Source organism: Microbulbifer maximicatervae (SeqCode), from assembly GCF_052467385.1.
Genome location: NZ_CP174311.1, coordinates 4252498 through 4273311 on the forward strand (window position 1 = coordinate 4252498; position 20814 = coordinate 4273311).

Here is a 20814-nt window from a genome sequence, read left to right on the forward strand (position 1 = left end):
CGGCACCCTACCCCTGAGGTGGCTCTGTCACCAGGCCGACGCTGGGCGCTCCCGCCTGCTGCAGTTCGGTCATGGCATTGACGATCAGGCCGTAGCGGGCCTCGGTGTCACCCCACACCAAAACCGGGGTTCCCGGCTTTTGGCGCAATACCTTAGCGACCGTTTGTTTAATTTCTGCGAGCGGCTTGGCGCTCTTCTCGTCAGTCCCCAGATTTAGGTAATAGGTGCCATCGGAGCGCACAGAAATAATCAGCGGCTCCTCATCGGTTTCCTCCATCGGCGCCGAGGGCGCGTTTGGAAGGTCGACTTTGACCCCCTGCATCAACAGTGGTGCCGTGACCATGAAGACAATTAGCAGCACCAGCATTACGTCAATGTAGGGCACCACATTGATCTCGGAGACCAGCTTCTTTTTGGTTCCCTTGCGAAACACACTCATAGGGTTCGCCTATTCACTACTCAGCCGGAATGCACTTTGCGGTGCAGGATAGAGGAAAACTCCTCGGCGAAAGTTTCGTAGCTGGACAACAGCGACTCCGCCTTGGCGGAATAGCGGTTAAAAGCCATCACCGCAGGAATTGCTGCAAACAGGCCCATAGCCGTAGCCACCAACGCTTCACTGATACCGGGTGCGACCGTGGCAATAGTGGCCTGGTGCATAGTGGCGAGACCACGGAAAGAATTCATAATCCCCCACACAGTGCCAAACAGGCCGATATAGGGACTGACAGAGCCTACGGTTGCCAGGAACGGCAGGTTCATTTCCACCTTTTCCTGCTCCCGGGACATAGCCACACGCATGGCCCGCTCAGTGCCTTCCATCACCGCTTCAGGGCCGCTGCTGCCCTGTTGGCGCAGGCGGGTAAACTCGGTAAAACCGGCGCGGAAAAGGGACTCAACACCATCGGTTCGGCCTTTTTCCGCTCGCTCGTTACCTTCGCGGAAGAGTTTGTTCAGGTCGGCACCGGACCAAAAGCGGCGTTCGAAATTGTTCAGGGAGCGCTTGGCCTGGGACAGGTAAAGCCCACGCTGGATAATCATCACCCAGGACACCACAGAGGCCAGTAACAGCAGCAGCATAACTAACTGTACCAACAGGCTGGCGTTCTGGATTAGCCCCCAAAGAGAAAGTTGTTCACCGGCGTTCATCTTCTTAAATAACTGCCTTTAATGCTGAATAAATAGGTTCCGGCAGGGCACAGGGCCTGCGGCTGTCGTCAGCGACACAAGCAACTTTGACCACACCTTCGCAAATTAGCTCATCGCCGCGCCAGATTTTTTGCTCAAAAGTCACTGCGGCCCGCCCCAGTTTGCCAATCGAGGCCGTAGCGCGCAATGCATCATCAAGAAGTGCGGACTTTCGATACTGGATCTCGGCGGAGTGCACCACCAGTAACAGACCCTGTTCTGGCATCGCCGGCTTATCATACCCGAGGGAGCGCAGCAGTTCTGTGCGCGCGCGCTCCATATACTTCAAATAATTGACGTAATAAACGATACCACCTGCGTCGGTATCCTCGATATAAACCCGCAGCGGAATACTGAAAACTTCCTTCACCCCATCCTCTCTCTACTTATTATCTGGCTTCGGCAAGCCGAAGTGCTCGTAGGCCAGGCCGGTTGCCACTCGCCCTCGCGGTGTGCGGGCGATATAACCCTGCTGAATCAAGTAGGGCTCCAACACATCTTCCAGAGTATCCCGCTCTTCACTGACTGCTGCAGCGAGACTGTCCACCCCCACAGGTCCACCATCGAACTTCTCAATCATGGCCAGTAGCATACGGCGATCCAGCTGGTCGAAACCACGGGAATCCACATTGAGCATATTAAGAGCGGCATCGGCAATACCGGAATCCACGGCACCATCACCTTTAACTTCGGCGTAATCACGCACGCGGCGCAGCAGGCGGTTGGCTATTCGGGGGGTACCCCGAGCTCGACGGGCAACTCCGAGAGCACCACCTTCATCCATCTCCACTCCCATCAGGCCAGCGGAGCGACGGACAATACTGGTGAGATCCTCAACGTTATAGAACTCAAGCCGCTGGACGATGCCGAAGCGATCCCGCAGTGGCGAGGTAAGCAGGCCTGCCCTTGTGGTGGCTCCCACCAATGTGAAGGGTGGCAGGTCGAGCTTGATGGAACGCGCCGCAGGCCCTTCGCCAATCATAATATCCAGCTGGTAGTCTTCCATCGCCGGATACAGTACCTCTTCCACATGGGGGCTGAGGCGGTGGATCTCATCGATAAAAAGCACATCCCCCGGCTCCAGGTTGGTCATCAACGCAGCCAGATCGCCAGCCTTCTCCAGTACCGGGCCCGAGGTGGTCTTAATGGCCACCCCCATTTCGGCGGCGATGATATTTGCCAGCGTGGTTTTACCCAGCCCCGGTGGGCCGAATACCAGGGTGTGATCCAGGGCCTCTTTGCGCAGCTTGGCAGCCTGAATAAAGATCTCCATTTGCTCCCGCACCACTGGCTGACCCACATAATCATCCAGGGTTTTGGGGCGCACGGCGCGGTCGTACTGCTCTTCCTGGCCCGAGGGGCCCACGGGCTCCGGTGCCACCAAACGGTCGGCTTCGATCATTGCAACAACTCCAGGGCCTCAGATTAAGCGGGGGCCATTCCCTTAAGGGCCAGGCGAATCAAAGTCGCGCTATCGGCATCCGGCTGCTCCTTGCTGGCGCGGGCCACCATTTTGCTGGCTTCAGCGGGCTTGTAACCCAGAGCCGCCAGGGCGCTCTCCGCTTCACCGGTGTGATCCACCTTGGGCTCGGCAGCAGCGGCCATCAAGGGGATATCGTTGGCGTCGCCAAAATCCGGGGTCAATTTATCCCGCAGCTCCACAATCAGGCGCTCGGCGGTCTTTTTACCGACGCCAGGGACTTTGACCAGCGCCGCTACATTATCCTCCGACACACAGCGGGCCAAGGCAGCGCCGTCCAGCCCGGATAAAATAGCCAGGGCCATCTTGGGGCCCACTCCACTCACCTTGATCAGGGTGCGAAACAATTTGCGGTCCCCATCGCGAATAAAGCCATATAACTGCTGGGCCGTTTCGGATACCGCTAAATGAGTGTGCAGCTGTACCGGCTGCCCCAGTGCGGGCAGTTCAAAAATCGTGGTCATGGGTGCGAGCACTTCATAGCCCACCCCTTGTACATCCACCAACAACAGGGGCGGCTGCACTGCGGCCAGGGTACCGCTCAATCTTCCAATCATGTGTTATTCCAGGTTTATATTGTCTGCGCCCTTTACGGGGCCAATTCTACCAGCCGATCACACGCTCAGGCGGCCGCGACGAAAACGACTGCGCGCACCGCCAGCGGTAAATACCAGGGTTTGCTCGGTATGCATATGACACAGAGCCACGGCCAGCGCATCGGCGGCATCCTCCTGTGGCGACGCAGGTAGGGACAGCAGGGTTTTCACCATGTGCTGGACCTGCAATTTATCCGCTCCTCCGTTGCCGACCACTGCCTGCTTCACTTTGCGAGCTTCATATTCGGCTACTGCCAGACCGCTATTTGCCCCTGCCACAATAGCTGCCCCCCGGGCCTGTCCCAACTTCAGGGCGGAGCCGGCGCTCTTGGACATAAAAACATTTTCAATTGCCATCTGAGCAGGCTGGTATTGCTGGGCGATCTGGCTCACTGCATCAAAAATCAGTTTGAGACGCTCAGGAAGGGGACCTTCGGGAATACGAATCACCCCGCTGGCCACATAGCGAGCCTTGCCCCGCTCCACATCGATAATTCCATAGCCCGTTTTTCGCGAGCCGGGGTCAATACCCAGGATTCGGGTCAAAAGGCAGCTCCCCAAATATCTGTATGTTTATATAGTGGTGGGAGTGTCCCAAGGTGAACAGGAAGCGTCAAGGGAGGGGGAGTAAGAAGGGCTTGAAAAGATAAAAAACCAGAGGCGGGACAGTAGCCGCCCCCAGTTACGGAACCGGCTTTAGCCCAGTTCCTCCATCACCTCTGCCGGAATATCCGCATTGGTGTAAACGTTTTGCACATCATCCAGGTCTTCCAGCATCTCGATCAGAGCGAGTACTTTTTCAGCACCGTCTTTATCCAGCGGAATGGTGGTGGACGGAATCATGGCAATTTCGGCACTGTCAGGAGTAAAACCGGCTGCAACCAGGGCGTCCTTAACCGTCAGGTAGTCCTGAAATTCAGTGGTAACTTCAACACTGCCGTCATCGTTGGATTCGATATCCTCAGCCCCGGCTTCGAGAGCTGCGTCCATCAACGCATCTTCATCCACTCCGGTCTCGTAGAACATCTGACCTTTGCGGGTAAACAGGTAGCTAACGGAACCGTCGGTACCCAGGTTGCCACCGCGCTTGGTGAAGGCGTGACGCACTTCAGCCACAGTGCGGTTGCGGTTGTCAGTCAGGCACTCCACCAGGACCGCTACACCACCAACGCCGTAGCCCTCGTAAACTACGGCTTCGTAGTTTTCACCATCCGCATTGCCGGCGCCACGGGCGATAGCTTTATCGATGGTGTCGCGCTTCATGTTGGCGCCCAAAGCCTTATCGATAGTGGCGCGCAGCGCCGGGTTATCGTCCGGGTTTGGACCCGATTTGGCGGCTACCGTCAACTCGCGAATGATCTTGGTAAAGACCTTGCCCCGCTTGGCATCCTGAGCTGCTTTGCGGTGCTTAATATTGGCCCATTTACTATGTCCGGCCATTTTCCGTCTCTCTTCAGTCAGTGCGTAGGATGAGCCAAAGAGCGAAGCGAATCGCCCATCACTACGATTGGATGGGCCCGCTTCGCTCGGCCCATCGGGGAAAAATCAGCTGATTTTCTCTTCTTTTTGTCGCAGGCGAATACTCAGCTCACGCAGTTGTTTCGCATCTACAGCACCCGGGGCATCTGTCATCACACAGGCGGCGCTCTGGGTTTTCGGGAAAGCGATAACATCGCGAATAGAGTCACTGCCGGTCATCAACATCACCAGACGATCCAGGCCAAAGGCCAAGCCACCGTGGGGCGGCGCACCGTATTTGAGTGCATCCAGCAGGAAGCCGAACTTCTCGCGCTGCTCTTCAGCATCGATACCCAGGATGCGGAATACCGCTTCCTGCATCAACTGGTCGTGGATACGAACAGAACCACCGCCCAGCTCGGTGCCGTTAAGCACCATATCGTAAGCGCGGGAAAGTGCTTCAAGCGGATTCTTTTCCAGCTCTTCCGGGGTACAGGAAGGCGCAGTGAAGGGGTGGTGCAACGCAGTCAGGCTGCCGTCGTCATTTTCTTCAAACATTGGGAAGGCGACAACCCACAAAGGCGCCCACTCGCTGGTGTACAGATCCAAGTCTTCACCCAGCTTGCAGCGCAATGCACCCAGGGCTTCGGAGACAATCTTAGCCTTGTCCGAGCCGAAGAAAAGAACGTCACCATCTTCTGCTTGCAGGCGATCGAGGATAGCTGCACGGGTTTCAAGCGGCAGGAATTTGACGATTGGCGACTGCAGACCATTTTCCAGGTCAGAGCGATCGTTAACCTTGATGTACGCCAAGCCCTTGGCGCCATAAATACCGACAAATTTGCCGTAATCGTCCAGCTGCTTGCGGGTCAGTTTCTTACAACCGCCAGGTACTTTAATCGCAGCAACACGTCCCTTCGGATCATTGGCCGGCCCAGAGAATACCTTGAAGTCCACCTCGGTCATCAGGTCCTTGATCTCCACCATCTCCAGCGGAATACGCAGGTCCGGCTTATCGGAACCGTAGCGCAGCATCGCCTGGTAGTGGGTCATGCGCGGGAATTCACCCAGATCAACACCCTTAAGCTCTTTAAACAGCTTGCGAACCATATTCTCGGTGATCGACATGATTTCCTCTTCGTCGAGGAAGGAGGTCTCAATATCAATCTGGGTAAATTCAGGCTGGCGATCAGCGCGCAAATCCTCATCGCGGAAACACTTGGCGATTTGGTAGTAGCGATCGAAACCGGAAACCATCAGCAACTGCTTAAACAGCTGTGGTGACTGTGGCAGGGCGAAGAACTTGCCCTCGTGAGTGCGGCTCGGCACCAGATAATCCCGGGCACCTTCTGGGGTGGCGCGGGTCAGGATTGGGGTCTCGATATCGAGGAAGCCGTGCTCATCCAGGTAATTGCGGATTGCGGTAGTCAGCTTGGAACGGAAATACAGGTTGTTCTGCATTTCGTTGCGGCGCAGATCCAGATAGCGGTATTTCAAGCGGATATCTTCACCCACCTCGGTGTGCTCATCCAGCTGGAAAGGCACTGTCTCAGCAGTATTGAGGATCTCCAGCTCTGTGCCGTAAACCTCAACTTCACCGGTCACCATATTGGGATTCACGGCCTCTGGGGCACGAGCGCGGACACGACCTGTCACTTTAAGCACATATTCGCTGCGCACGCGATCGGCCATCTCGAAGTGTTCGGCCGCATCGGGGTCGAACACCACCTGTACAATTCCCTCGCGGTCGCGCAGGTCGATAAAAATCACTCCGCCGTGATCGCGGCGGCGGTCGACCCAGCCACAGAGGGTTACTACGCGGTCAATGTCCGCAGAACGAAGGACGCCACAGTAATCGCTGCGCATGGATGAAAATTCCCGTTATCGATAGGTGAAAAGATTAGTTAGAGGGTACACCGCACGGACAGCCCCGCACAGCTCGCCTAGGCCGTCTTTGCCGCCGCTGTGCCAGACTTGTCGCTTTTGGCCTTACCACTGTTGGCAGAGTCACCGCCAGCGAGGTTTTTCTTGCTACCAGTTTTAAAATCAGTCTCATACCAACCGGCGCCCTTCAGGCGAAATCCAGCCGCTGAGATTTTCTTGCGCAGCTCGGCCTTCTCGCAAGCTGGGCAGTCTTTGAGCGGGTCATCGCTCATCCGCTGCAAAGCTTCCATTTCATGGCCGCAGGCATTGCACTGGTATTCATATATCGGCATTACACAGTACCTGGTGCTTAAAAAAAGGGGGAGAGAGTATACATGAGGCCTACAGAGGTAAGAAGCTGCACGGGTCTTTTCCCTGGGTAAAGCGTCCCATAAAGGCGACGTGAGGCTAAAAAATGTAAAAAAAGCACTATTTTTCTAGTATTTCTTCGTGCGGCCGAACAAAAACTATATATACTTCCCCCATCACCCGCTGAGACACCCGTAACGGATGCAGCGCAGCGGGAGAAAAAACACACTTTTACCGGATATATACCGAACAACAAAGAAGGAAGTAAGCCATGGCTGTCTCCAAGAAAGCTGCTACTAAAAAGGCCCCGGCAAAGAAAGCTGCGGCCAAAGCTGCACCGGCCAAGAAAGTAAAAGCAATCAAGGAAAAGTACACTAAGACTCAAGTACTTAATCAGATTGCAGAAAGCACTGAGCTGTCCCGCAAGCAGGTTCAATCTGTTCTGGACGAGCTGAACGATATCATCGAAGGCCACATCAAGAAGCGCGCAGTTGGCGAATTCACCCTGCCGGGCCTGATGAAAATCACCACCGTGAAAAAGCCGGCTAAGAAAGCTCGCAAGGGTATCAACCCGTTCACCGGTGAAGAGACTACCTTCAAGGCGAAGCCTGCCAGCATCCAGGTTAAAGTTCGCCCACTGAAGAAGCTGAAGGAAATGGCAGAGAACTAATACACTCTGTAAAGCCTCAGCTTAAAAACCCCGCTTATGCGGGGTTTTTTATTCACTCCCATTCCAAGCCAGTGCCCAGGCACCTGCTAAATAGATACCCCGGTATAGCAAAAGGCAATCCGCATTGAGGCAATACTGCCACCAGGCAATATTTATTGCCCAGCGAATAGCGTAAAATAGCCAGCTTACCCGTAATAGAATCCATATAATTCCTATGCGCGCATCTCGTTATCTCATCGCAACCCAAAAAGAAACTCCCAACGACGCAGTGGTGATCAGCCATCAGCTGATGCTGCGTGCCGGCATGATCCGCCGTCTGTCTTCAGGTCTCTACACCTGGCTGCCCACCGGGTTGCGGGTGTTGCGCAAAGTCGAGCGCATTGTTCGCGAAGAGATGGACCGCGCTGGCTCCCTGGAAGTACTGATGCCGGTCGTGCAGCCGGCAGAGCTTTGGGAAGAATCCGGCCGCTGGCAGCAGTACGGCCCCGAACTCCTGCGTATCAAGGATCGCCACAACAATGACTTCTGCCTGGGCCCGACCCACGAGGAAGTCATCACCGACCTGATCCGCGGCGAAATCAATAGCTATAAGCAGTTGCCCGCCAACTTCTACCAGGTGCAGACTAAATTCCGCGATGAAATCCGTCCGCGCTTTGGCGTAATGCGCGCGCGCGAATTCACCATGAAGGATGCTTACTCCTTCCACGTGAACGAGGATTCCCTGCAGGAAACCTACGATATTATGCACGGCGCCTACTGCCAGATTTTTGAGCGCATTGGCCTGGACTACCGTCCGGTGCTGGCAGACACCGGTTCAATCGGTGGCTCCAGCTCTCACGAATTCCACGTGCTGGCGCAGAGCGGCGAAGACGATATCGCCTTCTCCACAGAATCCCGCTACGCCGCCAATGTCGAATTGGCAGAAGCGGTTGCCCCAGCTGGCAAGCGCCCTGCTCCGTCGCAGGAAATGCAGGAAGTTCATACGCCGAACCAAAAAACCATCGCCGATGTCAGCGAGTTTTTGAAAAGTGATCCCGCCCACTCAGTAAAAACCCTGATTGTTCTGGGCGAGTGCGAAGAGGGTGAAACCGCTCCATTAATTGCCCTGGTACTGCGTGGCGATCACGAGCTGAACGAATTAAAAGCAGAGAAGCTGGCTGGAATCGCCAGCCCTATTCAGTTCGCCTCGGAAGAGCGCATCGCCGAAGAACTCAGTTGCAACATTGGCTCCCTGGGCCCGGTGGGCATAAAGATCGAGACTGTTGTGGATCGCTCTGCAGCGCACTTGGCAGACTTTATCTGCGGCGCCAATCGCGATGACTACCACTTAACCGGTGTGAACTGGGGTCGCGATGTGGAGATGGGCCGCGTCGAAGACCTGCGAAATGTAGTGGCAGGCGACGCCAGCCCCGATGGCCAGGGCACCCTGGAAATCAAACGGGGTATCGAGGTCGGCCACATTTTCCAGTTAGGCGACAAGTACAGCCGCGCTATGAATGCCACAGTACTGGATGAAAACGGTAAAGAGCAGGTTATGTCCATGGGCTGCTATGGCATCGGCGTTTCCCGAATCGTCGCTGCGGCGATCGAGCAGAACCACGACGACTCAGGGATTATCTGGCCCACTGCGATTGCACCCTTCCAGCTGGCGATTGTGCCAATCAATATGCACAAGAGCGATGTGGTAAGGGAGAAGTGCGAGCATCTGTATGAGTCCCTGCGCAGCAAGGGTATTGATGTATTGCTAATGGACGAAGCCAAAGCGCGACTGGGTGCTATGCTCGCCGATGTGGAGCTGATCGGCATTCCCCACCGCATTGTTATCGGCGATCGCGGCCTGGAAAAAGGTGTGGTGGAATATAAAGGTCGCGGAGATGCGGAAAGCCAGGAGTTTGCCGTATCCCAGCTCGAAGAAGTGTTATTGGAAAAATTTAATCAATAATTGTCGAGCCGCCCGGTCTGCCCCTAAGCAGGCCGGGAACTCTTACAGCAAAAGTGCTTTTTATCGGCGGCGTCACAAAATCACGCTGCCCATTTTGCCGGGCTTTTCGTAGAATCACCCCATGATAAAAAAAGCCACCGCCCTCTTGTTGCTCTGCCTTACCTGCTGTGCCACCCAGGCTCAAAGCAGTAGAGCCGAGATCGACCCGGAGTTGCGCCTCGCCCTGCAGGACGCAGTTACCCAGGCCGACAGCTTTGTGGACCGCTTCGATGCGGAAGTGTGGCTAATGTCTAAATCCCAGCCTCTGTCCCGCTATATCAAAGATCCCAAGCGGCGGATGCACGTACTGAAAGCCGTCCACCGGGAGGCAACTCGGGCCGGGCTGCGCCCGGAAATTGTATTGGCGGTTATCCAGATTGAGAGTGCTTTTGACCCCTATGCGATATCCCGCGTTGGCGCTCTGGGTATGATGCAGGTAATGCCATTCTGGAAAAATGAAATCGGTCGACCCGACGATAACCTGATCGATATGGACACCAACCTAAGGTATGGATGTACCATTCTTAAACACTACATCAAAAAAGCCAAAGGCAATCTAGCCAACGCCCTCGCCTATTACAATGGTAGCTACGGCCGCCATACTTATAGCAGCAAGGTCCTGGATGCCTGGGCCGAGCGCTGGAGATAAACGATGACCGCCGGCTACTTATTTTTCTCCGGCGGTGCATGCGCTCTTCTTTTATTGGCGGCAACCAAGGTTGCTATACATCACTACCGGCTTGTTGCCGGGCGCTGCTTACTGGCCCTGCTGATAGCCGTGATCTGCTATTTACTCTGGCCCATCCTGCCACAATTGAGTGGACCTACTGCGCTCTTGCTTAACCTGCCAATTACTCTGATTCCCGCAATTTTTTGGCTGTTTACTCACCTGTTATGCCGCGAGGAAGAGCCTTTTCCCCTGTGGGGCTGGATTCCGATTGGTATTACCCTGGTCATCGGCATAGTCGCCTACCACGCACCATTGCCATTGACGTCAGATCAGCAATCCCCACTATTTACCCTTTCGCAGCTACTCAAACTCGGTTTAATCAGCCTCGGCCTACTGACACTACAACGACAGTTTCACCTGGACTTGGTCGCAGAGCGCCGACGCCTGCGCACAACCCTACTTATCGCCGTCGGCGCCTATATGCTGGTGGTAATTGGCGCAGAATCTATCTTTGCTTACCGCCCGCTTCCCAACGGTGTACCGACACTGCACGCACTATTTGCCAGCCTGTTGTCACTGGTTGCCTGCCTATGGTTGCTGGCCCTTTCCCCCAGCGCTCTGGGAGAATCCCTGCCGCGCCCGAAGAGGAGCGAGCCAGAGGAGGAAGAACAGCCTTTAGCTCCGCCACCTGAACTGGATGAACAACAGCAAACCCAGCTGCAAAAATTACAGGAACATATGCACAACGGTGGTTATCGCCACACCGGACTCACCATCAGGGAGCTCGCGGAGCAGTTGGATATTCGCGAACATGTGCTGCGTGTGCTGATTAATCGCCACCTGGGTTATCGCAATTTTAACGAATACCTAAATCAGTTTCGTATTGATGAAGCCAGCAACCGGTTGGCAGATCCGGAGCAGGCCCATTTGCCAGTACTCACCATTGCTCTGGACATCGGCTATCGCTCCTTGAGCCCATTTAACGCTGCTTTCAAGCGCCGTCATAGCCAAACCCCCACTGAGTACCGCCGGGAAAAGCTGCCCGCCTGAATCTCCTCTCCTGAAAGAATCCGTCAGCATTTTTTCATATTCCGTAAGCCCGCAAAGTAAAAGGCTCCCAGACTGGGAGCGCGGTGAAAGCGATTTTCCCGATGCGTGCCCGGCTCACCGAGACCCGATTTAACACCGGTGAGTCTCCCTTCAATAGAAGAATAATGATGGTGAGAATATGGATTTTTTAGTCGACATATCCCAGGACGGAGCCAAACATTTCCAGTTGAGTTTATTTCGCTATGTGCTGGCCGCTTCAGTAATGAGTATTTTGGCCGGCTGGCTATTTCGCTCCTGGATGAACCGGCGCCGTATCCAAAAGCGTCGTGCCGAGTGGAAAGATATTCGGCGGGAGGTGAGTTATTCACTATTAACGGTGTGTATCTTTACCCTGGTAGGGGTTATTACCACCATGATGCACGATCTGGGACTGACCAAATTTTACTGGCAGTGGAGCGATTATCCACTCTGGTGGAGTATTGCCAGCCTGCCAGTGGTGATTTTGATCCACGACGCTTATTTTTACTGGACCCACCGAGGTATGCACCATCCCAAGGTGTTTAAACACTTCCACCGCCTACACCATCAATCCAGAACACCCACGCCCTGGACGGCATACAGTTTTTCCGTAGGTGAAGCGGTCCTGATGGGCGCTTTCTCTCCCCTAATTGCGCTGATACTGCCGCTTAATCCAACTATTTGGTTCACCTTTTTATTTATCAGCATCTTCCGCAACGCCATGCTGCACACTGGCCGCGAGTTCCACCCCCGCAGCTGGGTCGACGGCCCTATGGACAGGCTCACCACCACGACTCACCACGACTTGCACCACCAGCGCTTCCAGGGTAACTACGGCTTTTACTTCACTTGGTGGGATCGCTGGATGGGCACAGAATTTAAGGACTACAAGCAAGTCTTCCGGCAAGCAGTGGATGGGCAATTACACGGGGGAGAAAAAGAGGTGGAAATAGACAACAGCGCAGCAGAAGGCGCAAAAGCTCACGCTTAACCCACTCAAATTACTTAAATGGGTGCCGGGGTTCCCCCGGCTCCTTTCTACTAGCCGTAACAACCGTGTTAATGGCCATGCTGCAAAGGCAACCAACGGGATTCTCGGTAACAGTAAAGTCCCCAGATCACAAAGATGACTTCGATAGCAAAAAGCACTAAATTGCGCTGGTCAAAACCACTGATAAATAACATTCCGTAGAGGCGCCCAAGAGCGAAGCCGATATAGGCGATAGACAGCGCAGCGTAAGCAACCCTGCGGTGCGGGCGCATAGCCAAGGCCACCAGTAGAATCACCGCGATGGCCAACATAAACCCGCCATAAGTGGCCATAAACTCGGGCATGGCTTCGGGGGTATCAAATGAGAAATCCACTTCATTCGCAAGGCTCTGCGGTTTAAACAGGGCCCAGAGGCCAATAGAAGCAAAAACCAATAGATTGAGTGTCAAATAGACTCTTCCCAAATATTTCAATCGATTCTCCCCTCTAATTTCTGTTACTCACCCCTATACAAGGGGAACACCGCTTTGGAGTACTGTCACAGTATATATGAGCCACACCCCGCCATACGCCGGAACAATTCACCAATTTGGTACAAAGCGATGGATTTATCAATATTTTCTTACTGGCAAACTGAGAATGTCTTTCCATAATTAGAATCCACAGCGCAACTCCGACCCACTCCAAAATAAGGGCCGCGCTTTTGAATACCACCACCTTCCTCAAGTCATTGGCGAAAGAGCCCCTGCTGTATTTTATTGCGATCGCCCTAATCCTATTGGGATTGGGAGAAATCCTGGAACCGCCAGCACAAGAGATTGTTATCAGCGAGGGGCGCGTCGAACATCTACGTTCGGTGTTTGAGCGCAAGTGGCACAGGTACCCCACTGATAGCGAGCTGGAGCAACTTATTGAGAATTACCTAAGAGAGGAAATACTTTACAGGGAAGCGCTTGCCCTGGGATTAGCCGAGAACGACACAGTAATCCGCCGCCGCCTGCGAATGAAAATGGAACTTACAGCGCGTAATTTCGCTGACACTCAAGACCCAGGCGATCGAGTATTGGAGAAATTCCTTCAAGGCCAGGCCGATAAATACCAGCTTCCCCCCACCCTATCTTTCCAACAACGATTTTTCTCAGTGGATCTGGCCTCATCAGATTCACGTGATTTTAACGACTTACTCATGCAGCTAAACAGCGGTCAGGCTTCGCCAATGATTGGGGATTCAACCCTACTGCCAGCTGCTTTTATCGACACTTCAGAGCCACGAATAGACAGGCAATTTGGGCTGGGATTTTCCGCTCAATTGTCCAAGCTGCCTGTTGGCAAGTGGAGTGGTCCAGTCCGCTCGACCTTCGGCGATCACCTGATCCTCCTTGAGGAAATCAAGTCCACCCAGCTACCGGCATTGGCTGAAATACGCAGCCGCGTACTAAATGATTGGCAATTCCAGGCGCAAAAGAAGATTCTGCAGGAGCAGTATCTCCAGTACCGTAAAAACTACGAGGTCACTGTCCACAAGCCGGATAACTTCTCAGCCGAGGTTGCCGTCAAATGATGCACATCCGGCCACTCCTGTTCATTCTGCTCCTCAGCTTTACTCCAATACTATCTGCCCACGAACTGCGCCCGGCTTACCTGGGCATAACTCAAGTTGATGCACAATTATTTAAAGTACTTTGGCGATTGCCCGCACAAGGCGATCTTCGCCTCGCTCTGAATGTCCATTTGGACCAAGCTGCCTCCCCCCTAAGCCAACCCAGAGCGCAAATAAGTAAGGGCTACTACACAGAGCACTGGACCATCCATCACCCCAGGGAGCTACAACAGCTATCTATTCATATCGATGGCCTACAGAGCACAATGACCGATGCGCTAGTGTGGCTCTCCTGGCTAGATGGGCGCGAGCAAGTTATCCGACTGACACCGGACCAGCCAGAATGGACCCTTGACCAACCCACCAGCGAGTTCCAAGTCGCTCAAACTTACTTTGTGCTGGGCGTTGAACATATTCTTCTCGGTGTCGATCACTTGCTGTTCGTTTTGGCCCTGATCTTACTCAAACAAAACCTTCGCCAGCTGATCGGCACTATCACTGCTTTCACTATCGCCCACAGTATTACCTTGGCAGCTGCCGTACTGGGCTATATCCATCTGCCATCAGCGCCAGTGGAGGCGATTATCGCCCTCAGTATTTTACTGGCAGCCAGAGAGGCTGTACGCCAGAGGCATGGTGTTTTCAGTTTGACCAGTCGCTATCCATGGGCAATTGCCTTTGCTTTTGGACTTTTACACGGATTGGGTTTTGCCGGTGTACTGGGGGAAATTGGACTTCCCCTTGGGGCTATTCCCCAGGCATTACTGACTTTTAATCTCGGTGTGGAAGTGGGGCAATTAGTATTTATCACCGCAGCTCTTGCAGTGATCAACTTGTATCAAAAGCTCCTTAAACACTGGCCAGAGTATGCCATTCGGAACCGCGAACAATACTCTTTCGGGGAAGGTGGAGGTATCGGAATACCAGCCGCTACGGTGGTCGCCTATACGCTGGGGGGCATTGCCTGCTACTGGGTGATTGAGCGCAGCCTGCTTGTTGTTTTCCCATAACAGAGAACATTAACCGGCGCCCTGCAAATCACGGGCACCGGTTAATTTAAGGCTCAGTCCTGAAACAAGAGTTCCAGTGGGTAGCCGGTAAAAGGCTTGGTTTTCTCAATCACCAAATGAGAAGTCATACGGGAAATCGCCGCCTCTTCATTGGCCAACAACTGCTCTGAGACCCGATTAAAATCTGCTGCGTCCGGGCAGACGAAATGCAGCATATAGTCGAACTCACCAGACATCTTCACACAGGAAACAATCTGTGGAATATCGCTAATAATGCGGCGAAAGTTCTCACTGGTACGGGCATCCTGCCGCTTAAGCGCAACGTTTACATAAAACTCTGCATGCCGAACTTTATCCAGGTTTATCTCGGCAAAGAACTCGCGGATATAGCGCTCACTGGTCAGGCGTTTAACCCGGGCCAGGCAGGCACTTTCCGATAATCCAATTTTTTCACTCAAATTCAGGTTACTTGTACGTGCGTTTGATTGCAGGGCCTGCAAAATACGCAAATTATGCCGGTCAATTTTCACGGAGCTATTTTCTTTTGAATCTGAAAGGGGGCAAGGATAGCGGTATTCGCCGGTGGCATAAACATTACAGCCACCGGCATGGGAAACTTGTCATCACTTCAAAGGCGATTTTGGCGACAACCAGCCTCCCGGCAAAGGCCTAACCGGCCTGGCGGTTACCACTGGTGACGAACTGTTCAATGCGATCCAAGGCCCGCGACAACTCAGCCTCATCAGCCGCCAGGGTGAGGCGAACATGATTCACTGAACTGCTACCAAAGGGCGCGCCAGGCAGTACCGAGACCCGCTCAGCATCCAAAAGGGCTTCAGCGAAGGTTTGCCCGGAGCTGGATACCTTGGAGACATCCACCATTACAAACATCCCAGCCTCAGGGCTGTAGCAACTCAAGCCTGGTATCAGGCCAATCCTCTCAACAATCAGGTCTCGACGCTGCTGATAGGCATCCCGCATCTGCTTCACGAAGTAGCTATCAAACTCCAGGGCAAAGGCAGCGGCTTCCTGGATGAATTGCGGGCACCCAAAAATTGTCGCCCCTGCAAAAGCAATCAAACGATCTACCAGGGGACCACGAGCCACTGCCCACCCCAGGCGCCAGCCACTCATGGCGTGGGATTTGGACAAGCCATCAACCACAACAATATTATCCAGCGACTCCGCAGCCGTACGCAGAGAGGTGTGGCGGCGGGCAAAGGTGATCATTGAATAAACTTCATCACATACCAGCCAAATATTGCGCTCGCGGCAGTATGCCGCCAACTCGCGCAATTGTTCAGGGGTAGCCATCGCGCCAGTCGGGTTTACCGGCGTATTGATCATAACGACCTTGGTCTGCTCGCTGATCGAGGCCTTGATAGCCTCGACATCAAAAGCGAAATTGGTCTCCGCCGGGCAAGTCACTCGCTTTACGGAGAGGCGCAAGGCATCACAAATGGGGACATAGCCGATATACATCGGCTCGGGAATTACTATCTCCTCACCGGGGTTTAGCAGGCAGGCAAGTACTGCGTAGATAGCGTTGGTTCCACCGGGGAAAACAACAACATCATCCGGATTACAGGGGTGGGGAGAGACCTTGCTCTCGATGTCCGCGATAGCCCTGCGCAACATTGGCTCCCCGGCGGCAGGGGAATAGTGGGTGCGCCCCACTCCCAGGCGAGCGCGGGCAAAGTCGAGGATCGGCTCGGGGGTGTCAAAGTTGGGATCACCTACACAGAGAAAGATGACATCCTCCCCTTTATTGGCGAGATCGTGAGCTCGGTCACTCACAGCCCAAACATTGGCGTCCTCACCATTCAAAGCCTCACTTTGCAAGCTGAACCTGGGGGTAAAATTTGTCACGTTTTTCACTATTTAGCAGCCATTTATAGGGGCTAAGGTAACAACCATCTGGGTAATCGGTGCCGCTATATGACCGTCAATTTCGCATTAGAGGGAGCTTTTCTCAGGTATTCCCGCAGATAATGCGGGGGCCAGTGTGTTCGCGTGGATCGCGACTAGAAATAGATTTTTAGTCTCAGTTACTCAGGTCGATCCTGGCGCCCCAGAGAGAGCGAGTAATGAGTAAAACTTAAGCAAGGTATCACCCCATCCCACTGCAATTGAATACTATTAACCGGAGCCAGGAAAATCCCAGGGCTATGGACAAAGCTTCATTACGATGTTCTTTTTTGACATCCCGTCCGCGCCCCATACCCCTTTCACCTGGCTCGCAGCAATCTCCCTCAAGTTTTCGCTGTATTTAGATTAACTTTAATCTTCAAAGATGGAGGGCAAGCTCCAATCCCGGTATAGGTGCAAAACTGGCCCCTTAGCGCCTCTGGATATGCTTAATGTTAACCAGCTTTGGGCTTCCGAGACTATCTATTACGACTTGATTGCGTGTTATCGTTAACACCTGAAAACCAATAAGTAAATATAAATCATGGATAAGATGAAACAATTACTAACCTTACTTTTACTTTCCTGTTCACTTACGGCAATCGGCGCTGAAATTTATCAGTAAAGGAAGTTGAAGCTTATTAATTCTATCGAAAAAAAGATTGCCTCCAACTATGTCTTGCAAGAAAACCTAGGAGCTATTCACTCTTCATTAGATAAAGTTGCAGAATCAGAGGCATTCAGGCAAGCCTCTGATACAGAGTCAGTGGCTGGAATTATTAAATCCGCCTTAACAAAGCATGATAAACACTTTGGTGTAAGCTGGGATGATCCAGAATCTCCCCAACAGCAGCCGAAACACGAGGATTGGTTTAGTAAGCTCAGTAGAAAAAATTCTGGATTTACCCGAGTCGAAGTTTTAGAGGGTAACATCGGCTATATTGATTTCTGGGGGTTTGACCATGTTAACGAGGAGTCCCAAGGTCGAGTGGCTGCAGCTATGGCATTAATCCAAGATACCAGCGCTATTATTTTTGACCTGAGAAAGAATGGTGGTGGTAATGGCTTTATGGGCGGCCTTATCAGCGGTTATCTTTTTGATAAACCCACCCACCTCAATAGCATCCACTGGAAGCCCGCGGGCAATGTTACAGAGATATGGAGTCAGGAAAAGGTTCAGGGTAAAAAGGTAGCAGACACCCCGGTATATATATTAACCAGTAGCGATACCTTCTCAGCAGCAGAGGCCTTTGCGTACTATTTAAAGCACCTGGACCGTGCAACCATTATTGGAGAGGCTACCAAAGGTGGGGCAAATCCCTGGCAGTACTCCCCCCTTGGGAATGGCTTTAAAATAGCAATCCCTATCGCCAAGGCAGTTAATCCGATTACCAAAACTAACTGGGAGGGGACTGGTGTAAAACCAGATATCGAGACATCTCGGGAGAAAGCATTTCCAACAGCCTATAGGCTCGCCTTACAAGCGGCCAAAATTTCTACTGCACACCCGGAACATTTAAAAGAGATTCAACAAAAACTGCAGGATTTCGACAGCCTTTAAAATACCTTAACCCCTTTCAATAACTTTTCAGACTACTACTTCAGGAAGGGGTCCTAGTTATTAGCCACCCCTCCCAGATCAATTCAACACCCCATAAATAAAAAAACAGCCCTTAATAATTGTAAAAATCTTTCACTCACATTAACCTAAAATCATTCCCTTATCTTATTCGTGTAGCAGGGCGAATTGGATGTTTCAATTTACTCAAATCCTAAAGTACATTCCTGAAGAACTTGCGGACAGCTTTGCCCACCTCCCTCCAGATGAATACCTAAAATCCCAAAATCCATATCGCTACCGAACATATAGTTCAGGACTCTATAGTGGCAATTCAATTGAGTGGAGCAACAATACCATCTTCATACAGAGTAAAACAATCAACACGTACCTTGGGGATATAGAGCGTCACTACCCCTCATTAGGAGCAATCGCTCGAACATTCTCACAAAATATTGTAAGACACTTAATTTTCCAACAATATATACCGGCAAAAAAATATCAGGTCGGGTGCCACCAGATAAGAGTTCGTGCTACAGATGAATTCAACGCTTACCCCACCCCTGAGGGTTTTCATCAAGATGGGTTTGACTATGTAGCGATTAATTGTATTAATAGAAATAATGTCAATGGAGGCGAATCATTCATCAGCAACTTGGATGAAAATGAAATTATATTTCATGGCACACTAACCCCTGGAAAAGCTTTGGTTTTGAACGACAGGTCGCTCAAACACTACGTAAGCCCCATCACTCCTCTTTTTCCCGGGGAGGCTTTAAGGGATGTTGTGGTAATTACATTACATAACGATAGAAACACCACATGAAAACATGAAGCTTACCCAAACCAGATCCCAAAGAATTTTTTCAAGCTTAAAAAGATGACCGCCTAAATCAAACTTCAAATCCTCTCAAAATACCAAACCAAGATCTTTTATTAACTTAATATCCATATCAAGATGCTTGCAATACCATATAGCAAATCACCAGATAGCGTAGACATTTACCCATGGCAACCAACAACAAAAACCAAACCAAGCGAATTCTTAGAATACCAGCCATTACGGTAAGGGGATCACCAATAATAGGCACCCAGGAAAAAAACAGGGAGAATACCCCATATTTTTTAAATCTCTTTTCAGCCTTTACAAATTCCTCTTCAGACATTCTCAACCATTTCTTGATCATGCCCAAGCTGGCCCAGTAGCCTAATGCATAATTGAGAAGAGAGCCCGCTACATTCCCAGTAGTGGCGACTATTATCAGGGCCCAAGGGGAGAGCCCCTGGAGCAATAGACCAGTCATTACAATTTCTGAGCTTAGCGGCAGAATGGTCGCTGCCAGGAATGCTGATACGAAAAGCCCCAAAAATCCAAACTCAAGAAAGTTCCCCATAATGACGACTTATGCCTAGCTAAACTCGGCATTCCTTCTATCTATACTTATAATTGCGCCACTATAATCGAAAAAAGGGGGACATCCCAACAACCCCCCTCATCAGTGTTATCGATACTAGTCACAAGCCTCTACTTTTTATACTCACCCTTGTTAACACATTTTGGAATTCATAACCTTACACAGACTTACTTAGGCCCAAGTACAGACCCGCTCATCCGAAGTCGAAATCAGTGTCCACCCCATAATCCTCCAGCCACCTTCCAGTTTTGCTATCGACAAGATATTGCAGGCAGCTTTCCTACTCCTTTCTTTTGATTTGGATCGCTGAAAAACAACAAGCGATGTTGCTGAGCCATCTTCTGAAACATAAATTTTCTCTATATATAATCCAGAAAATGGATATGTCTCTAGATCCATAGTTTTACGCAGCTGGCCGATAATTACGGGGATTAAATCGGGATGATTAGACAACCCCGGCTGCTCACCGATAAAAAACAAAGGGGATTGAGCAAAGTACTTCTTCAAACTACTCGGCGGAGATGAACTATTAAATGTGCTGTAGAAATTTTTAATAAGATCAGAGACTTCACTACGCGAGCTTGCATACATCTCAGATGAAAAGACAATAAATACGACAACCAACAGCGCCATAGCAATTTTCATGGCTACCACTTCCTATTTTAAGGAGTTTCTGAGTAACTCTGCAATTAGAGGGGACTGACTAAAGGTTGAAGTATAGTTATGCTATTAACTCGCATGGACTAAAGAAGGAAATCTGACAATCACCAGACGGAGTTATCCTGTGCCAGAGGTAATAGTTGAGAGAAGTATTTACTGCCCTTATTGTGGTGAAATCATAAAAATACTGGTTGATTCATCAGTTTTGCCTCAACAGTACACTGAGGACTGCCAAGTTTGCTGTAGGCCTATCGTTTTCTCTGTGGAACTCGATTTAAATGGCGAGCTATCTATCGTGGCTCATACTGAGGATGAAGCGTTCTAAATCG

General features: G+C 51.7%; 24 protein-coding genes. 10 read left to right on the forward strand and 14 right to left on the reverse strand.

All coding sequences use genetic code 11. The annotated features are described in order from the left end of the window. Positions 1-7: 7 nt before the first annotated feature. The 9 genes from tolR to ACJJIR_RS18175 form a co-directional block, all read right to left on the reverse strand. Positions 8-439 carry a protein TolR gene (tolR, locus tag ACJJIR_RS18135; protein WP_282934232.1) on the reverse strand — a complete coding sequence of 144 codons (432 nt, stop codon included), beginning with the start codon at positions 437-439 and terminating at the stop codon, positions 8-10. A gap of 20 nt (positions 440-459) precedes the next feature. Further along, the gene (tolQ, locus tag ACJJIR_RS18140) at positions 460-1149 is read right to left on the reverse strand and encodes a protein TolQ (RefSeq protein ID WP_108731827.1); all 690 of its coding nucleotides are present in this window, start codon (positions 1147-1149) and stop codon (positions 460-462) included. Positions 1150-1153: 4 nt separating this feature from the next. Continuing rightward, positions 1154-1558 carry a tol-pal system-associated acyl-CoA thioesterase gene (gene ybgC, locus ACJJIR_RS18145; RefSeq protein WP_282934233.1) on the reverse strand — a complete coding sequence of 135 codons (405 nt, stop codon included), beginning with the start codon at positions 1556-1558 and terminating at the stop codon, positions 1154-1156. A gap of 12 nt (positions 1559-1570) precedes the next feature. After that, complete coding sequence (gene ruvB / locus ACJJIR_RS18150; protein ID WP_444906394.1) at positions 1571-2590, reverse strand: Holliday junction branch migration DNA helicase RuvB; 1020 nt, start codon at positions 2588-2590, stop codon at positions 1571-1573. 23 nt (positions 2591-2613) lie between these two features. Further along, positions 2614-3225, reverse strand: coding sequence for a Holliday junction branch migration protein RuvA (gene ruvA, locus ACJJIR_RS18155; protein WP_444906395.1), 612 nt, complete (start codon positions 3223-3225; stop codon positions 2614-2616). A 57-nt stretch (positions 3226-3282) separates the two neighbouring features. Beyond that, positions 3283-3810 (reverse strand): crossover junction endodeoxyribonuclease RuvC, encoded by a 528-nt coding sequence (ruvC, locus tag ACJJIR_RS18160; protein ID WP_413664410.1) that lies wholly within the window; start codon positions 3808-3810, stop codon positions 3283-3285. Between the two features lie 150 nt (positions 3811-3960). After that, entirely contained in the window at positions 3961-4704 is a 744-nt protein-coding gene (locus ACJJIR_RS18165) for a YebC/PmpR family DNA-binding transcriptional regulator (RefSeq protein ID WP_282934236.1), read from the reverse strand. A 105-nt stretch (positions 4705-4809) separates the two neighbouring features. Further along, complete coding sequence (gene aspS / locus ACJJIR_RS18170) at positions 4810-6588, reverse strand: aspartate--tRNA ligase (RefSeq protein ID WP_282934237.1); 1779 nt, start codon at positions 6586-6588, stop codon at positions 4810-4812. Positions 6589-6665: 77 nt separating this feature from the next. Further along, positions 6666-6938, reverse strand: a complete 273-nt coding sequence (locus ACJJIR_RS18175; protein ID WP_282934238.1) for an FmdB family zinc ribbon protein — start codon at positions 6936-6938, stop codon at positions 6666-6668. A gap of 287 nt (positions 6939-7225) precedes the next feature. Here ACJJIR_RS18175 and ACJJIR_RS18180 point away from each other — a divergent pair, with 287 nt between their 5' ends. The 5 genes from ACJJIR_RS18180 to ACJJIR_RS18200 all read left to right on the forward strand — a co-directional run bounded on the left by ACJJIR_RS18180 (position 7226) and on the right by ACJJIR_RS18200 (position 12334). After that, positions 7226-7624, forward strand: coding sequence for an HU family DNA-binding protein (locus ACJJIR_RS18180; protein ID WP_282934239.1), 399 nt, complete (start codon positions 7226-7228; stop codon positions 7622-7624). A gap of 214 nt (positions 7625-7838) precedes the next feature. Continuing rightward, a complete protein-coding gene (locus ACJJIR_RS18185; RefSeq protein WP_444906396.1) occupies positions 7839-9566 on the forward strand; it encodes a proline--tRNA ligase in 1728 nt (575 codons plus the stop codon). A 121-nt stretch (positions 9567-9687) separates the two neighbouring features. Next, positions 9688-10254: a lytic transglycosylase domain-containing protein gene (locus tag ACJJIR_RS18190; RefSeq protein WP_444906397.1), complete on the forward strand. Its 567-nt coding sequence runs from the start codon at positions 9688-9690 to the stop codon at positions 10252-10254. 3 nt (positions 10255-10257) lie between these two features. Beyond that, complete coding sequence (locus ACJJIR_RS18195) at positions 10258-11325, forward strand: helix-turn-helix transcriptional regulator (RefSeq protein WP_413664408.1); 1068 nt, start codon at positions 10258-10260, stop codon at positions 11323-11325. A gap of 178 nt (positions 11326-11503) precedes the next feature. After that, the gene (locus tag ACJJIR_RS18200) at positions 11504-12334 is read left to right on the forward strand and encodes a sterol desaturase family protein (protein WP_444906398.1); all 831 of its coding nucleotides are present in this window, start codon (positions 11504-11506) and stop codon (positions 12332-12334) included. Positions 12335-12402: 68 nt separating this feature from the next. Here ACJJIR_RS18200 and ACJJIR_RS18205 read toward each other — a convergent pair whose 3' ends face one another. Then, on the reverse strand, positions 12403-12807 hold the full coding sequence (locus ACJJIR_RS18205; RefSeq protein ID WP_444906399.1) for a DUF4345 family protein: 405 nt from the start codon (positions 12805-12807) through the stop codon (positions 12403-12405). A gap of 230 nt (positions 12808-13037) precedes the next feature. Between ACJJIR_RS18205 and ACJJIR_RS18210 the strand changes: the two genes are divergently transcribed. Then, positions 13038-13895, forward strand: a complete 858-nt coding sequence (locus ACJJIR_RS18210; protein ID WP_444906400.1) for a peptidylprolyl isomerase — start codon at positions 13038-13040, stop codon at positions 13893-13895. Then, positions 13892-14944, forward strand: a complete 1053-nt coding sequence (locus tag ACJJIR_RS18215; RefSeq protein ID WP_444906401.1) for a HupE/UreJ family protein — start codon at positions 13892-13894, stop codon at positions 14942-14944. Before ACJJIR_RS18210 ends, ACJJIR_RS18215 begins: the two co-directional genes overlap by 4 nt. 53 nt (positions 14945-14997) lie before the next feature. On the opposite strand, the gene ACJJIR_RS18220 is transcribed toward ACJJIR_RS18215, so the two are convergent. Both ACJJIR_RS18220 and ACJJIR_RS18225 read right to left on the reverse strand, forming a co-directional pair. Further along, positions 14998-15474: an Lrp/AsnC family transcriptional regulator gene (locus tag ACJJIR_RS18220; RefSeq protein ID WP_108731811.1), complete on the reverse strand. Its 477-nt coding sequence runs from the start codon at positions 15472-15474 to the stop codon at positions 14998-15000. A gap of 139 nt (positions 15475-15613) precedes the next feature. Next, on the reverse strand, positions 15614-16813 hold the full coding sequence (locus ACJJIR_RS18225; protein WP_444906402.1) for a pyridoxal phosphate-dependent aminotransferase: 1200 nt from the start codon (positions 16811-16813) through the stop codon (positions 15614-15616). 670 nt (positions 16814-17483) lie between these two features. Here ACJJIR_RS18225 and ACJJIR_RS18230 point away from each other — a divergent pair. Both ACJJIR_RS18230 and ACJJIR_RS18235 read left to right on the forward strand, forming a co-directional pair. Then, positions 17484-18413 (forward strand): S41 family peptidase, encoded by a 930-nt coding sequence (locus ACJJIR_RS18230; RefSeq protein ID WP_444906403.1) that lies wholly within the window; start codon positions 17484-17486, stop codon positions 18411-18413. A 190-nt stretch (positions 18414-18603) separates the two neighbouring features. Next, on the forward strand, positions 18604-19236 hold the full coding sequence (locus ACJJIR_RS18235; protein WP_444906404.1) for a 2OG-Fe dioxygenase family protein: 633 nt from the start codon (positions 18604-18606) through the stop codon (positions 19234-19236). 127 nt (positions 19237-19363) lie between these two features. On the opposite strand, the gene ACJJIR_RS18240 is transcribed toward ACJJIR_RS18235, so the two are convergent. Continuing rightward, entirely contained in the window at positions 19364-19804 is a 441-nt protein-coding gene (locus tag ACJJIR_RS18240; RefSeq protein ID WP_444906405.1) for a YqaA family protein, read from the reverse strand. Between the two features lie 192 nt (positions 19805-19996). Next, on the reverse strand, positions 19997-20470 hold the full coding sequence (locus ACJJIR_RS18245; protein WP_444906406.1) for a hypothetical protein: 474 nt from the start codon (positions 20468-20470) through the stop codon (positions 19997-19999). 139 nt (positions 20471-20609) lie between these two features. Between ACJJIR_RS18245 and ACJJIR_RS18250 the strand changes: the two genes are divergently transcribed. After that, a complete protein-coding gene (locus tag ACJJIR_RS18250) occupies positions 20610-20810 on the forward strand; it encodes a CPXCG motif-containing cysteine-rich protein (RefSeq protein ID WP_413664399.1) in 201 nt (66 codons plus the stop codon). The last annotated feature ends 4 nt before the right edge of the window (positions 20811-20814 follow it).

Excerpts from the sequence above, each read along its gene's own strand:
- ACJJIR_RS18165 (WP_282934236.1), bottom strand. The coding sequence starts at position 4,704 with ATGGCCGGACATAGTAAATGGGCCAATATTAAGCACCGCAAAGCAGCT.
- ACJJIR_RS18235 (WP_444906404.1), top strand. The coding sequence starts at position 18,604 with ATGTTTCAATTTACTCAAATCCTAAAGTACATTCCTGAAGAACTTGCG.
- aspS (WP_282934237.1), bottom strand. The coding sequence starts at position 6,588 with ATGCGCAGCGATTACTGTGGCGTCCTTCGTTCTGCGGACATTGACCGC.
- ACJJIR_RS18180 (WP_282934239.1), top strand. The coding sequence starts at position 7,226 with ATGGCTGTCTCCAAGAAAGCTGCTACTAAAAAGGCCCCGGCAAAGAAA.
- ruvB (WP_444906394.1), bottom strand. The coding sequence starts at position 2,590 with ATGATCGAAGCCGACCGTTTGGTGGCACCGGAGCCCGTGGGCCCCTCG.
- ruvA (WP_444906395.1), bottom strand. The coding sequence starts at position 3,225 with ATGATTGGAAGATTGAGCGGTACCCTGGCCGCAGTGCAGCCGCCCCTG.
- ACJJIR_RS18215 (WP_444906401.1), top strand. The coding sequence starts at position 13,892 with ATGATGCACATCCGGCCACTCCTGTTCATTCTGCTCCTCAGCTTTACT.
- ACJJIR_RS18190 (WP_444906397.1), top strand. The coding sequence starts at position 9,688 with ATGATAAAAAAAGCCACCGCCCTCTTGTTGCTCTGCCTTACCTGCTGT.
- tolQ (WP_108731827.1), bottom strand. The coding sequence starts at position 1,149 with ATGAACGCCGGTGAACAACTTTCTCTTTGGGGGCTAATCCAGAACGCC.
- ACJJIR_RS18175 (WP_282934238.1), bottom strand. The coding sequence starts at position 6,938 with ATGCCGATATATGAATACCAGTGCAATGCCTGCGGCCATGAAATGGAA.
- ACJJIR_RS18195 (WP_413664408.1), top strand. The coding sequence starts at position 10,258 with ATGACCGCCGGCTACTTATTTTTCTCCGGCGGTGCATGCGCTCTTCTT.
- ACJJIR_RS18245 (WP_444906406.1), bottom strand. The coding sequence starts at position 20,470 with ATGAAAATTGCTATGGCGCTGTTGGTTGTCGTATTTATTGTCTTTTCA.
- tolR (WP_282934232.1), bottom strand. The coding sequence starts at position 439 with ATGAGTGTGTTTCGCAAGGGAACCAAAAAGAAGCTGGTCTCCGAGATC.
- ACJJIR_RS18200 (WP_444906398.1), top strand. The coding sequence starts at position 11,504 with ATGGATTTTTTAGTCGACATATCCCAGGACGGAGCCAAACATTTCCAG.
- ACJJIR_RS18240 (WP_444906405.1), bottom strand. The coding sequence starts at position 19,804 with ATGGGGAACTTTCTTGAGTTTGGATTTTTGGGGCTTTTCGTATCAGCA.
- ACJJIR_RS18185 (WP_444906396.1), top strand. The coding sequence starts at position 7,839 with ATGCGCGCATCTCGTTATCTCATCGCAACCCAAAAAGAAACTCCCAAC.